The 13,708-nt window shown below is 71.0% G+C and carries 12 protein-coding genes; 5 read left to right on the forward strand and 7 right to left on the reverse strand.

Annotated features, from left to right (window positions below):
- Positions 1-2: 2 nt before the first annotated feature.
- From ACWCPI_RS22730 to ACWCPI_RS22750, 5 genes are all read right to left on the reverse strand, one after another.
- Complete coding sequence (locus tag ACWCPI_RS22730) at positions 3-830, reverse strand: ABC transporter permease (RefSeq protein WP_451039826.1); 828 nt, start codon at positions 828-830, stop codon at positions 3-5.
- The gene (locus ACWCPI_RS22735; RefSeq protein WP_451039827.1) at positions 831-1,760 is read right to left on the reverse strand and encodes an ABC transporter permease; all 930 of its coding nucleotides are present in this window, start codon (positions 1,758-1,760) and stop codon (positions 831-833) included.
- On the reverse strand, positions 1,760-2,905 hold the full coding sequence (locus ACWCPI_RS22740) for an ABC transporter ATP-binding protein (RefSeq protein ID WP_451039828.1): 1,146 nt from the start codon (positions 2,903-2,905) through the stop codon (positions 1,760-1,762). The genes ACWCPI_RS22735 and ACWCPI_RS22740 overlap by 1 nt, the downstream gene beginning before the upstream one ends.
- 5 nt (positions 2,906-2,910) lie before the next feature.
- Entirely contained in the window at positions 2,911-4,158 is a 1,248-nt protein-coding gene (locus ACWCPI_RS22745; protein ID WP_451039829.1) for an ABC transporter substrate-binding protein, read from the reverse strand.
- An 86-nt stretch (positions 4,159-4,244) separates the two neighbouring features.
- Positions 4,245-5,780, reverse strand: coding sequence for a gamma-aminobutyraldehyde dehydrogenase (locus ACWCPI_RS22750; RefSeq protein WP_451039830.1), 1,536 nt, complete (start codon positions 5,778-5,780; stop codon positions 4,245-4,247).
- A gap of 170 nt (positions 5,781-5,950) precedes the next feature.
- On the opposite strand from ACWCPI_RS22750, the gene ACWCPI_RS22755 reads away from it, so the two are divergent.
- Entirely contained in the window at positions 5,951-6,535 is a 585-nt protein-coding gene (locus ACWCPI_RS22755) for an NADAR family protein (RefSeq protein ID WP_451039831.1), read from the forward strand.
- 249 nt (positions 6,536-6,784) lie between these two features.
- On the opposite strand, the gene ACWCPI_RS22760 is transcribed toward ACWCPI_RS22755, so the two are convergent.
- Positions 6,785-7,729, reverse strand: a complete 945-nt coding sequence (locus ACWCPI_RS22760; RefSeq protein ID WP_451039832.1) for a hypothetical protein — start codon at positions 7,727-7,729, stop codon at positions 6,785-6,787.
- A 398-nt stretch (positions 7,730-8,127) separates the two neighbouring features.
- On the opposite strand from ACWCPI_RS22760, the gene ACWCPI_RS22765 reads away from it, so the two are divergent.
- The 3 genes from ACWCPI_RS22765 (at position 8,128) to ACWCPI_RS22775 (ending at position 11,559) form a co-directional block, all read left to right on the forward strand.
- Complete coding sequence (locus ACWCPI_RS22765) at positions 8,128-9,189, forward strand: adenosine deaminase (RefSeq protein ID WP_451039833.1); 1,062 nt, start codon at positions 8,128-8,130, stop codon at positions 9,187-9,189.
- 27 nt (positions 9,190-9,216) lie between these two features.
- Complete coding sequence (locus ACWCPI_RS22770) at positions 9,217-9,936, forward strand: glycerophosphodiester phosphodiesterase (protein WP_451039834.1); 720 nt, start codon at positions 9,217-9,219, stop codon at positions 9,934-9,936.
- Between the two features lie 462 nt (positions 9,937-10,398).
- A complete protein-coding gene (locus ACWCPI_RS22775; protein WP_451039835.1) occupies positions 10,399-11,559 on the forward strand; it encodes a serine hydrolase domain-containing protein in 1,161 nt (386 codons plus the stop codon).
- Here the strand turns inward: ACWCPI_RS22775 and ACWCPI_RS22780 are convergent.
- Positions 11,549-12,082: a hypothetical protein gene (locus tag ACWCPI_RS22780; RefSeq protein ID WP_451039836.1), complete on the reverse strand. Its 534-nt coding sequence runs from the start codon at positions 12,080-12,082 to the stop codon at positions 11,549-11,551. The two genes, ACWCPI_RS22775 and ACWCPI_RS22780, sit on opposite strands and share 11 nt — an antisense overlap.
- 168 nt (positions 12,083-12,250) lie before the next feature.
- Here ACWCPI_RS22780 and ACWCPI_RS22785 point away from each other — a divergent pair, with 168 nt between their 5' ends.
- The gene (locus tag ACWCPI_RS22785) at positions 12,251-13,600 is read left to right on the forward strand and encodes a diacylglycerol/lipid kinase family protein (protein ID WP_451039837.1); all 1,350 of its coding nucleotides are present in this window, start codon (positions 12,251-12,253) and stop codon (positions 13,598-13,600) included.
- The last annotated feature ends 108 nt before the right edge of the window (positions 13,601-13,708 follow it).

Consider the following 13,708-nt stretch of genomic DNA (forward strand, 5'->3'; position numbering starts at 1 on the left):
AGTTATGCCTTTTGTCTGTTGCGGCGATTACCGATGACCATGGAAGTCAGCACGAACAGTACGGCGACGACGAACATGGCCGTACCGATGACATTGATCTGAACGGGCGTTCCACGCTGGGCCGAGCCCCAGACGAACATCGGGAAGGTGACGGTGGAACCCGCGTTGAAATTGGTGATGATGAAATCGTCGAAGGAGAGCGCGAAGGCGAGCAGCGCGCCCGCCGCGATTCCGGGGGCGGCGATCGGCAGGGTGACGCGCAGGAACGTCTGGACGGGTCCGGCGTACAGGTCCTGCGCGGCCTGCTCCAGACGCGGGTCCATCGACATCACGCGCGCCTTCACCGCCGTCACGACGAAGCTCAGGCAGAACATGATGTGGGCGATGAGGATCGTCCAGAACCCCAGCTGGGCGCCCATGTTGAGGAACAGGGTGAGCAGCGAGGCCGCCATGACGACCTCGGGCATCGCCATCGGCAGGAAGATCAGCGAGTTCACGGCGCCCCGCGCCCGGAAGCGGTAGCGGACCAGCGCGAAGGCGATCATCGTGCCGAGCAGGGTGGCGCCGAGCGTCGCCCAGAACGCGATCTGGAGGCTGACCGACAGTGAGCCGCACAGGTCGGAGACTCCGCACGGGTCCTGCCAGGCGGCCGTGGAGAATTCCTGCCACTCGTAATTGAAGCGGCCCTTCGGCTGGTTGAAGGAGAACACCGTCACGACGATGTTCGGCAGCAGCAGATAGGCGAGCGTCAGCAGTCCCGCGATGACGACGAGATTGCGCTTGAGCCAGTTGACGCTCGTGTCGAATATGCGACTTGGTCGCGTGTCCATTTAAACCAGATCCTCCGTGCCGGACCTGCGGATGTAGACGGTCACCATGACGAGGATGGCGGCCATCAGGATGAAGGAGAGGGCCGCGGCCGTCGGGTAGTCCAGGATGCGCAGGAACTGCGTCTGGATGACGTTTCCGACCATGCGGGTGTCGGTGGAACCGAGCAGATCCGCGTTGACGTAGTCGCCGGCCGCCGGGATGAAGGTCAGCAGCGTGCCGGAGACGACGCCCGGCATCGACAGCGGAAAGGTGACCTTGCGGAAGACGGTGCTGGGCTTGGCGTACAGGTCGCCCGCCGCCTCGTGCAGCCGTGGGTCGATGCGCTCCAGCGAGGTGTACAGCGGAAGGATCATGAACGGCAGGAAGTTGTAGGTCAGACCGCACACCACCGCCAGCGGCGTGGCCAGTACGCGGTCGCCCTCGGTCATCCCGAGCCAGCTGGTGACGTCCAGGACGTGCAGCGCGTTGAGGGCTCCGACGACCGGGCCGCCGTCCGCGAGGATCGTCTTCCAGGCCAGGGTGCGGATCAGGAAGCTGGTGAAGAACGGCGCGATCACCAGGATCATGATCAGGTTCCGCCAGCGGCCCGCCCGGAAGGCGATGAGGTACGCGAGGGGATAGCCGAGGACCAGGCACAGGACCGTCGCCGAGCCGGCGTAGAGCACCGAGCGCAGGAACTGCGGGTAGTACTCGGACAGGGCGTCCCAGTAGGTCGCGAAGTGCCAGGTGACCTTGTAGCCCTCCTCCAGGGAGCCCGTCTGCACGGACGTGGAGGCCTGGTAGATCATCGGCAGCGCGAAGAAGACGACCAGCCACAGGATGCCGGGCAGCAGCAGCCAGTACGGCACCAGGCGGCCGCGTCTGCGGGGCGGCCTCTTCTTCGGGGCGGTCGGGGTGAGAGGCGGGGGCGCCTCGGTGAGCGTCGACATCAGGCGGCCGCCCCCTCGTCGACGCCCGCGTCGATGTCCTGGGCGGCGTCGAGGCCGAAGGTGTGGGCGGGGCTCCAGTGCAGGACCACCTCGGCGCCCGGGACCAGGCGGGTGTCGCGGTCGACGTTCTGGACGTAGACCTCGAAGTCCGGGCAGACGGCGCTGTCGACGACGTACTGCGTGGAGACGCCGATGAAAGACGTGGCGGCGATCCTGCCGGTGATGCGGTTGCGGCCCTCCGGTATCTCGCCCGCGTCGTCGGCGTGGCTGAGGGAGATCTTCTCCGGGCGTACGCCGACCAGCACCTTGCCGCCGGTCGTCGTGGGCGCGCCGCAGCGCGCCTCGGGCAGGACCAGCTTGCCGCCGCCCGCCTTCAGCACGATGTCGTCGCCGCTCCTGGAGTCGACCTCGGCCTCGATGAAGTTCGAGGTGCCGAGGAAGTTGGCGACGAACGTCGTCCGCGGGTTCTCGTACAGATCGGTCGGCGAGCCGAGCTGCTCGACGCGGCCCGCGTTCATCACGGCGACCGTGTCGGCCATCGTCATGGCCTCCTCCTGGTCGTGCGTGACGTGGACGAAGGTGATGCCGACCTCGGTCTGGATGCGCTTGAGCTCCAGCTGCATCTGACGGCGCAGCTTGAGGTCGAGGGCGCCGAGCGGCTCGTCGAGGAGCAGCACCTTGGGGTGGTTGATCAGCGCGCGGGCCACGGCGACGCGCTGCTGCTGGCCACCGGAGAGCTGGTGCGGCTTCTTGCGGGCCTGCTCGCCGAGCTGGACGAGGTCGAGCATCTCCTCGACCTGCTTCTTCACCGACTTGATGCCGCGCCGGCGCAGACCGAAGGCGACGTTCTCGAAGATGTCGAGGTGCGGGAAGAGGGCGTACGACTGGAAGACCGTGTTCACCGGCCGCTTGTACGGCGCGAGCGCCGTCACGTCCTGCTCGCCGAGGTGCACCGTGCCGGAGGTGGGCTCCTCCAGGCCCGCGATCATGCGCAGGGTGGTGGTCTTGCCGCAGCCGGAGGCGCCGAGCAGGGCGAAGAAGGAGCCCTGGGGCACGGTCAGGTCGAGCGGGTGCACGGCGGTGAAGGAGCCGTAGGTCTTGGTGATGCCGGAGAGGCGGACGTCGCCGCTGGTGTCGTTCGTCATGGTGGTCACGCCCCTGTGAGCTTCGCGAACTTCTCTTCGTAGACCGTCTCTTCCTTCGAGCTCAGGGAGCGGAAGGCGACGGACTTGGCCTGCATGGCCTTGTCGGGGAGGATCAGCGGGTTGTTCGCCGCGTCCTCGTCGATCTTCGCAAGCTCTTCCTTCACGCCGTCGACGGGACAGACGTAGTTGATGTAGGCGGCGAGCTCGGCGGCGGCCTTCGGCTCGTAGTAGAAGTCGATGAGCCGCTCGGCGTTCGTCTTGTGACGGGCCTTGTTCGGGATCAGCATGTTGTCGCTGGACGTCATGTAGCCGCTGTCCGGGATGAGGAAGTCGATGTCCGGGCTGTCGGCCTTGAGCTGGACGACGTCACCGGCCCAGGCGAGGCAGGCGGCGAAGTCTCCGCTGGTGAGGTCGGAGGTGTAGTCGTTGCCGGTGAAACGGCGGATCTGCTTCTTGTCGACGGCCTTCTGGAGGCGGGCGATCGCCGCGTCGTAGTCGTCGTCGCTGAACTTGGCCGGGTCCTTGCCCATGTCCAGCAGGGTCATCCCGACGGTGTCCCGCATCTCGGTGAGGAAGCCGACGCGGCCCTTGAGCTTGGGGTTGTCGAGCAGGTCGGAGACCGTCTTCACCTCGACGCCGTCGAGGGCCTTCTTGTTGTAGGCGATGACCGTCGAGATGCCCTGCCAGGGGTAGGAGTACGCCCGTCCCGGATCCCAGTCGGGGTCGCGGAACTGCTGGGAGAGGTTGGCGAAGGCGTGCGGCAGGTTGGAGGCGTCCAGTTTCTGGGCCCAGCCGAGGCGGATCAGCCGCGCCGCGAGCCAGTCGGTCAGGACGACGATGTCGCGGCCGGTGTCCTGGCCCGCCGCCAGCTGCGGTTTGATCTTGCCGAAGAACTCGTTGTTGTCGTTGATGTCCTCGGTGTACTTGACCTTGATCCCGGTCCGCTTCGTGAACTGCTCCAGCGTCGGGTGGCGCTTGCCGCTGTCGTCGACGTCCATGTACTCGGTCCAGTTGGAGAAGCTGACGGTCTTCTCCTTCGCCGAGTGGTCCTCGGCGGACGTGCCGCCCTCGGTCTTGCCGGCCGCGGGAATCCCGCAGGCACTGAGCGTGCCCAGGCCGCCCACCGTGAGCGCGCCGCCCGCGGAGGCGCGCAGCAGGGAACGGCGGGTCATCGCGGCCCGGCCGTTGCGGAAGCTGCGCCGCATGGCGGCCACTTGGGCCGGGGACAGGCGGTCGGGCTCGAACTGCTCCATGCGCGTGGTGCCCTTTCGGGAGAGATCGGAAAGGTCGGGGGAGGCCGGTCGTGGGTCGGGCGGCCGGCTGCTCCCGCCTGATCTGGCTATCGGTCCCCGAAGACGGTGCGGTGCCAGTCCTTCCTGGCCACCGCGGTGTTGTCGAACATGACGTGCTTGATCTGGGTGTACTCGTCGAAGGAGTACGCTGACATGTCCTTGCCGAAGCCGGACGCCTTGTAGCCGCCGTGCGGCATCTCGCTGATGATCGGGATGTGGTCGTTGATCCAGACGCAGCCCGCCTTGATCTCACGGGTGGCCCGGTTCGCCCGGTAGACGTCCCGGCTCCAGGCGGAGGCGGCGAGTCCGTAGGGGGTGTCGTTGGCGAGCGCGATCCCCTCGTCGTCACTGTCGAACGGCAGGACGACCAGAACCGGCCCGAAGATCTCGCACTGGACGATCTCGCTGTCCTGGGGCGCGTCGGCCACGAGGGTGGGCCGATAGTACGCGCCGTTCCCGAGATCACCCTGGGGCGCCTCACCGCCGGTGACGACGCGCGCGTAGGCACGCGCACGGTCGACGAACCCGGCGACCCGGTCACGCTGGACGTGCGAGATCAGCGGCCCGAGGTCGGTACCCGGAGCGAACGGGTCACCGAGCCGGACGCTCCGCATGAGGGCGGCCGTCCGCTCGACGAACTCCTCGTACAGCGGTCGCTGCACGTACGCGCGCGTGGCGGCCGTGCAGTCCTGCCCGCTGTTGATGAGCGAGCCGGCGACGGCGCCCTGGGCGGCGGCCTCGATGTCGGCGTCGTCGAAGACGACGAAGGGAGCCTTGCCGCCCAGCTCCAGGTGGATCCGCTTCACGGTGGCGGTCGCGATCTCGGCGACGCGCTTGCCGACGGCGGTCGAGCCGGTGAAGGAGGTCATGGCCACCCCGGGGTGCCCGACCAGGTGCTCACCGGCCTCCTTCCCGGTCCCGGTGACGATGTTGACGACACCGTCCGGGATCCCGGCGTCGGTGGCGGCCTGGGCGAAGAGCAGCGAGGTGAGCGGGGTGAGCTCGGCGGGCTTGAGCACGATGGTGTTGCCCGCGGCGATCGCCGGGAGGATCTTCCAGGCGGCCATCTGGAGGGGGTAGTTCCAGGGCGCGATGGAGCCGACGACGCCGATGGGCTCGCGGCGGACGTAGGAGGTGTGGTCGCCGGAGTACTCGCCGGCGGACTGCCCCTGAAGGTGCCGGGCGGCTCCCGCGAAGAACGCGGTGTTGTCGATGGTGCCCGGCACGTCGAACTCACGGGTCAGCTTCAGCGGCTTTCCGCACTGCAGGGACTCGGCGCGGGCGAAGTCCTCGGCGCGCTCGGCCAGGACGGCGGCGAAGCGGTGCAGCGCGTCGGAGCGCTCCCCCGGAGTGGCCCCGGCCCAGCCGGGGAAGGCCTCGCACGCGGCGGCGACGGCGGCGTCCACGTCATCAACGCCGGCCAGGTCGTACCGGTACACCTCCTCGCCCGTGGCAGGGTCGACGACGGCGTGGGTACGTCCCGAGGTCCCCTTCACCGGGCGGCCCGCGATGTACTGCGCGCCGTCCGCGAAGCGGTCCTGGGCCGGGAATCGTTCCGGGGTGGCGGTGCCCGGGTTCTGCATGTCGCTCTCCTCCGTGTCCCCGAGATGGGGCCGGCGTGGCTCAGGCTCGATTTGAGTGCCGATCCTGACAGAGAGGGGCGGCACCAACAAGTGATTCCGTTGTTGCCTTTTGGTTACGCAACGGAATCTGTCGACCAGGTGTCGAGTGGGCCGCGAAAACGCAGGACGGAATGTCGGTGGTGCGTGCCATGCTCGGAGGCATGGCGAAGATCGATTCTTGGGACGTCCTGATCCGGGAGGTCCGCACGGGGGCGAGGGTCAGGTATCTGCACTTCTGGGGGCACCGGCCGCTGCCCGACGGCCGGGTGGGCGCGAGCTGCCTGAGCCAGTGGTGGCCGTCGCCGTTCACGGTGGAGGGGCTCACGTACGCGACGGCCGAGCACTGGATGATGGCCGAGAAGGCCCGGCTGTTCGGGGACGCGGAGGCGGAGCGGCGGGTGCTGGACGCCGACCATCCGTCGGTGGCGAAGAAGGCCGGGCGGCTGGTGCGCGGGTTCGACGACGCGGTGTGGGAGCGCGAGCGGTTCCGGATCGTCGTCGAGGGGTCGGTCCACAAGTTCGCCGCGCACCCCGATCTGCGGGAGTTCCTGCTGCGCACGGGTGACCGGGTGCTGGTGGAGGCGTCGCCGGTGGACCGGGTGTGGGGGATCGGGCTCGCGGCCCGGGACGACGGGGCGGGGGATCCCGAGCGGTGGCGGGGTCCCAACCTGCTCGGGTTCGCGTTGATGGAGGCGCGGGAGCGGTTGCGGGGGTAGGGGCAGGGTACGGGGTGAGGCCCCGGGGGGCTCGCTGGGAAGTGGGGCCTTGGGGGCTGGGTGGCAGGTGGGGCTTCGGGGGCTGGGTGGCAGGTGGGGCTCAGGGGCTCGATGGCAGGTGGGGCTTCAGGGGCTCGGTGGCACGCGGGCCTCAGGCACCGGTGGCAGGCGCGGCCTCAGGCACTCGGTGGCAGCGCGGCCTCAGGCACTCGGTGGCAGCGCGGCCTCAGGCACTCGGTGCCGGTATGGCTACAACGCAGTCGAGATCACCAGCGCCAGCATCCCCAGCCCGAGGACCACACCGGCCGCGCCGCAGATGATGCCGGCCAGGGCCTGGCCGGGGTTGGTCGCCTCGCCCCGGCTCGCCTTGACCCGCCCGATCGTCCCGAAGATCAGGGCGAGGATGCCCACGACGATCGCCACCGGCCACAGGCAGAAGATCACCGCCGAGATGATCCCGAGCACGAGCCCGGCCGTGCCCATCCCGTTGTTCGGCAGGGGCTGCAGACCGGGCCAGCCGTAGTAGCCCCCGGCGTTCGGCGGCCCCGGCGGGTAGCCCTGCCCGCCGGGATAGCCGTACGGGATCTGGCCGGGCCCCTCCGGTCCGATCGGCGGCGGAGGGACGGGCTCCCCGTGAGCCACGTAGGGGCCCGGCGCCACCGGGGGCGCGAAGGGGTTGGCCGGTGAGCCGTGGGCCGTCGCCGGCATCGGCCCCGGAGGCGCGAACGGGTTGCTCGGTGAGCCGTGCGGAGTAGCCGACACCGGCCCCGGAGGCGCGAACGGGTTGGTCGGTGAGCCGTGCGGAGTCGCGGACGTCGCCCCCTCAGGCGCGAACGGGTTGGTCGGTGAGCCGTGCGGAGTCGCCGACACCGACCCCGGAGGCGCGAACGGGTTGGTCGGTGAGCCGTGCGGAGTCGCCGACACCGACCCCTCAGGCGCGAACGGGTTCGACGCCGAACCCTGCGGCGGGGCCGTCATGCCCGGTCCCGCCGACGGATGCGTCCAGGGCGAGGCCGACGGTACGGCGTCCCGCGGTGTGGGCGGCACGTCCGTGGACGGCATGGACGTGACCGTCTGCTGGTCGTGCACGGAAGGCGCGGCCCAGGACGGCGGCTGCTGCGAGGCCATCGTGTGCCCGGCGTCGTGGGGGGCGGCGGGTTCGGGGGCCGTGCCGGAAGGTGCCGGCCCGCTCATCCGTGGGAGCGCCCGGAGATCCGCCTCGGGACGCGGCTCCGGTTCACCCGGCACCGCTCCGCCCCGCGAGCCCTCCGGCTTCTTGTCCAACGACGTCTTCGGCGCCTCCCCCGTACCGTCCCGCGGCGAAGCCGCCCCCGCTGCGGCCGCCTCCTCCGACGACCCCGTATCCCCCGTCACCCCAGAACCCCCCGATCCCCCGGTACGTCCGGCGCTTTCGGTGTCCGTTCGTCGTCGGACATGCGCAGGACCCCCTCAGTCGTACGTGCCGTCATGCTAAGGCCCCGGCTCGGGCCCCGCCGTCCCGGCCTACGATGATCCCGAGTCACCGATCAGCCGATCACCCGCGTCCCGCCGCCGGTACACCCGGCCCAGGACGCCGTTCCCGGGGAGGAACCTTGACCGACCGTCTCGTCGACCCGCACACCCCGCGCGATCTGAAGGCGTTCATCGCCGGACTGCCCAAGGCCGAACTGCACGTCCACCACGTCGGCTCCGCCTCCCCCCGCATCGTCGCGGAACTGGCCGCCCGCCACCCCGACTCCAAGGTTCCCACCGACCCCGAGGCCCTGGTCGACTACTTCACGTTCACGGACTTCGCCCACTTCATCGATGTGTACCTGTCCGTCGTGGACCTGATCCGCACCCCGGAGGACGTACGGCTGCTGACCTACGAGGTGGCCCGCGACCTCGCCCGCCAGCAGGTGCGCTACGCCGAGCTGACCATCACACCGTTCTCCTCCACGCGCCGCGGCATCGAGGCGGGCGCCTTCATGGCAGCGATCGAGGACGCCCGCAAGGCGGCCGAGGCCGATCTCGGAACCGTCCTGCGGTGGTGCTTCGACATTCCCGGCGAGGCCGGCCTGGAGGCCGCCGAGGAGACCGCACGGCTCGCCACCGACGACCGGCTGCGCCCGGAGGGCCTGGTCTCCTTCGGGCTCGGCGGGCCCGAGATCGGCGTGCCGAGGCCGCAGTTCAAGCCGTACTTCGACCGCGCGATCGCCGCCGGCCTGCACTCCGTGCCGCATGCCGGCGAGACCACCGGCCCGGAGACGGTCTGGGACGCCCTCACCCATCTGCGTGCCGAGCGCATCGGGCACGGCACCAGCTCGGCGCAGGACCCGAAGCTGCTCGCGCACCTGGCCGAGCACCGGATCCCGCTGGAGGTGTGCCCCACCTCCAACATCGCCACGCGCGCGGTCAGCCTGATCGACGAGCACCCGGTGAAGGAGTTCGTCGAGGCGGGAGTCATCGTCACCATCAACTCCGACGACCCGCCCATGTTCGGCACCGACCTCGACAACGAGTACGCGGTCGCCGCCCGCCTGCTCGACCTGGACGAGCGGGGCCTGGCCGACCTCGCCAGGAACGCCGTGGACGCGTCGTTCCTCGACGAGCCCGGCAAGGCTCGCATCGCGGCCGAGATCGAGACCTACACCGCCGACTGGCTCGCCGGCTGAGCCCACCCGGGCCACCACAATGTCCCCATGCAGAACGTGACCGCCGTCGCCCACCGAGGCGACCCCTACCGCGTCCGCGAGAACACGCTGGACTCGCTGCGCTCCGCGCTCGAACTCGGCGCGGACGCGGTGGAGATCGACGTACGGCTCACCCGGGACGGCGTGCCGGTGCTGTTGCACGACGGGACGCTGAAGCGGCTGTGGGAGCAGGACCGGCCGCTGCTGGCGCTGTCGGCGGCCGAGGTGCGGGGGCTGACGGCGGGCGGGGTGCCGACGCTGCGGGAGGCGCTGGCGGCGTGCGGCGGGAGCCGGGTGATGCTCGACCTGCCGGGTACGCCCGATGTGAGGGCCGCCCGGCGGGTGGTGGACGTCGTGCGCGAGTGCGGTGCACAGGACCGCGTCTACTACTGCGCGGGCGCTCCCGCCATGCTCGCGGTGCGGGCCGCCGACCCGGCCGCCGAGATCGCCCTGACCTGGACGACCTTGGCCCCGCCGCGCCCGGTACTGCTGGACGCGGTACGCCCGCGCTGGCTCAACTACCGCTTCGGGCTGGTCGACCGGGCGCTCGCCGAGCGCGTCCACCGCGGCGGCCACCTGCTGTCCGTCTGGACCCCGGACACCCGCCGCTCCATGCGCCGGCTGCTGGGCCTCGGGGTCGACTCGATCACGACGAACCGTGTCGACGTCCTGCTCGGCCTGCGCACCACCTGGTCAGGGCCACGGGACCGCTACACGCGCGAGCGCTGAGGCACCGTGGCCGGGTCGGCCGGTGTCCCCCGGGTCACGTACTGCGGGACCGGGGCGGTGTCCTCGCCGTCGTCGCGGACCAGGCCGCAGCGGACGGCGCCCTGCGAAGGGCCGTACCGGGTAGCCCTGTCCGCTGAGCGTCACGCTTCCGTTTCCGGAGTGGAGACGCGGCGAAGGGGGCGGCGATAACACTTTCCCTGACGGCACGCTCCACCACCGGCCCCGCGGTGTCCCTCCGCGGCGCGGGCCGTGTCCCTCCGCGGCACGGGCCGTGTCCCTCCGCGGCCCGTACGGGCGATCCCTGACAACACCCTTGCCCGGCGCAGCACTTGCTCCGGGACACCCCAGGGGCGAAGCCCCTCCCCGCTGATGATTCGGCCGGCCCGGGGCCGACGCGACGATGATCACGCACCGTCCACCGGACGCTCGCACCGCACATCCCGTCGACTTCAGGAGCAGTTGATGCCCGTACGCCCCCTGCCCGCCCTCCTCACCTCCGCGCTGGTCCTGACCCTCACGGCGCTGCCGCTGGCGGGGACGGCCTCCGCGCGGCCCGCGTCCTCGTCGTGCGGCGCGCAGGCGATCGAGGCGGCCCCGAAGGAAGGACCCGACGTCAAGGCCCTGTGTGCCGCGCTCGCCGGACTGCCCGACAAGGACGCGACGGCCGCGCTGGTCCGCGTCGGCGGCAAGGGGAGCTGGCACGGGGTGGCCGGGGTGCGGGACCTGAGGACCGGGGCCCCGGCGCTGGAGAACGCCCGGTTCCGTGCCGGTTCGACGACGAAGGTCGTGACCGCGGCGATCGCGCTGCAACTCGCCGCCGAGAAGCGGATCTCCCTGGACGGCACGGTGCAGGAGTACCTGCCCGGACTGCTGACCGAGGAGTTCGAGCCCATCACCGTACGGCAGTTGCTGAACTTCACCAGCGGGCTCCAGCCCGGGGCGTCGCTCGGTGACACCACCGAGGAGATGTACCCGCACCGCTTCGAGACGCTGACCCCCGAGGAGGTCGTCGCCGCGTCGGTCGCCAAGGGCCCGGACCCCGACCACGGCCCCGGTGAGCACCAGCGCTACAGCAACATCCACTACACGGTGCTCGCCATGCTGATAGAGAAGGTCACCGGCGACTCGTACGCCCATCAGGCGGCCGTACGGATCTTCCGGCCGCTCGGCATGCGGCACACCTCGTTCCCCGACGGCCCCGACCCCCGTGTCCACGGTCCGCACAACCGGGGGTACGAGCGGATCGACGGCGAGTTGACGGACGTGACCGACTGGAACATGTCCGACCGATGGGCCGCGGGGGACATGATCTCGACGACCGCGGACCTCGAAAGGCTGCTGGTGGGGGTGTTCCGCGGGCGGGTGGTGCCCGAACCGCAGTTGAAGGAGATGTTCGCGGTGCCGGACGTCCCGGACGCCACGATGGCCGCGCCCTTCGTGCCGTTCGAGGTGAACGGCACGAAGGTCTGGGCCAAGACGGGATCCCGGCCCGGCTACCACACGGTCGTGGCGGCCACCCGCAACCTGTCCCGCACGGTGGTCTACTCGGTCAACTCCACCGACGCCCGCGGCGACGGCGAGGCCATCGCCAGGCGCTTCGCCTTCCCCGCGTTCAACCGCTGACGGCGACGGCGGCCGGGGGCGCGGGCGACCGGGTCAGCGCCTCCAGCCGCTTGATCTTCTTGCGCACGACGTACAGCGGGATCACCCCGAAGACGCCGAACGCCATGTCGATCACCGACCACCAGAAGGGGATGCCGCGGACGGGTCCGCAGATCAGGGCGAGCGGGACGATGCCCGCGCAGGCGATCATCCCGAACTCGACGACCCAGATGTTGCGGACCGGGTCGCGGTAGGGGCCGTAGAAGGCCACCGCGATCACGAGGTGGGCGAAGGCAAGCCAGTCGGTGCCGTAGAGGAGGAAGGGGTGGTCGGCGTCGGCGGCGTCGAGGCCGCGCCGGACCCGCTCGATCCAGTCCATGAGGCCGGGGAGGTGCTCCGGTGCGGACAGGCCGCGCAACAGGTCCTCGGTCCAGCGCAGTTCGTGGACGAGGGGGAAGGCCGTGGCACCGCTGAGCACCAGGCAGACGACGAAGAAGACCAGCCAGACGCGGATGCCCTTGAGCAGGGCGGCTCTGTCGCTCATGCGGGGTAGCGTACGCCTGCCGTTGAACATGTTCAAAAATGGTTCCGGGGCCGTCCGGGCGCTCCTTGGCCCCTCCCGCCTCGCCCCTTGCCGCGTCGGCCCTTCCCGCCTCCGCCGTCCCGCCCTTCATGGGCCGGCCCTACGATGTCCGCGGCGGACGGAGGAGTCATGGGCTTGGACCTGAGCGATCGGGCCTACCGTGAACAGCGGTGGGCGGCGCGGACGGCGTTGGCCGCGGCGGCGCTCGCGCTGCTCGTGCCGCTCGCCTACGGCGGGATCGGCGGTGTCCTGCTGCTGGTGGCCGGCGCCGCCGGACTGGGCCTCAGCGCGGTGGCCGCGTGGTGGACCCTCACCCTTCGCGGCCCGGTCCGCTGGGTCGCGGCCGCTCTGGCCGTGGCGCTGCCGGCCGCCCTGGTCGCCCTGTTCGCGGCCACCCTGTCCTGGGCACTGCCGACGTCGGTGGCGTTGTGGGCGGTGGCCGTCTGGAGCGGCCGGCACGCGCTGCAGGGCACCGGCAGCCCCCGGGTGCGCGTGATGCGGGAGCGGAAGGCCGCACGGGCTCTGCGCCCGTACCTGATCATGAATCCGCGCTCGGGCGGCGGGAAGGTGGGCCGTTTCGCTCTCAAGGAGAAGGCCGAACGGCTCGGCGCGCACGTGATCCTGCTCGACCCGGACCAGCACCAGGACGTCACCGCCCTCGCCCGCAAGGCCGTGGCCGACGGGGCCGACCTGCTGGGCGTCGCGGGCGGTGACGGCACCCAGGCGCTGGTCGCGGCGGTCGCCGCCGAGCACGACATACCGTTCCTGGTGATCAGCGCGGGCACCCGCAACCACTTCGCCATGGACCTGGGCCTCGACCGCGAAGACCCGTCGAGTTGCCTGGACGCGCTGACCGACGGTGTGGAACTCCGCGTCGACCTCGGCTTCGCCGGGGACCGGCCCTTCGTCAACAACGCCTCCTTCGGGGCGTACGCGGCCATCGTGCAGAGCCCCGGCTACCGCGACGACAAGATCGGTACCAGTCTGGAGCTGCTGCCCGACCTGCTCACCCGGCAGCAAGGGCCGCTGCTGACCGCCCACGCGGGCGGCAAGACGCTCACCCACCCGCACGCCGTGCTGGTCAGCAACAACCCCTACCGCACCGACGACCCCTTCGGGCTCGGCCGCCGTGACCGTCTCGACGCCGCAGTCCTCGGTGTGCTCGGCATCAGGGTGGACAACGCCGCCGAGGCCGCCGCGCTCCTGCTGGACTCCGCGCCGGGCGGCCTCACCATCCTCACCGCGACCGAGGTGGTCATCGAGGCCGACCGCCCGCAGATCGAGGCCGGCGTCGACGGCGAGGCCCTCGTCCTGCCCGCCCCCGTCCACTGCCGCGTCGTCCCCGGCGCCCTGCGCGTTCGCGTCCCCCGCCACCGCCCCGGCGTCCCGCAGCGCGGCCCCCGTCTGGACTGGCGCCGAGTGCGCAAACTGGCGGCCACGGTGGGGCGCACGGCCGTGCATCGCCGGTCCTACCTCTGACGCACCTGACCGCGGCCGGCCGGCCCTGCGGTGGGCCGCCTCCCGCGCCGCCGGGTGCCGGCCCGCGTCGCCGGGCTGCGCGTCTCGTCCTGCCCCCCTGACCGCCGT

Source organism: Streptomyces sp. NPDC001920 (assembly GCF_053594495.1).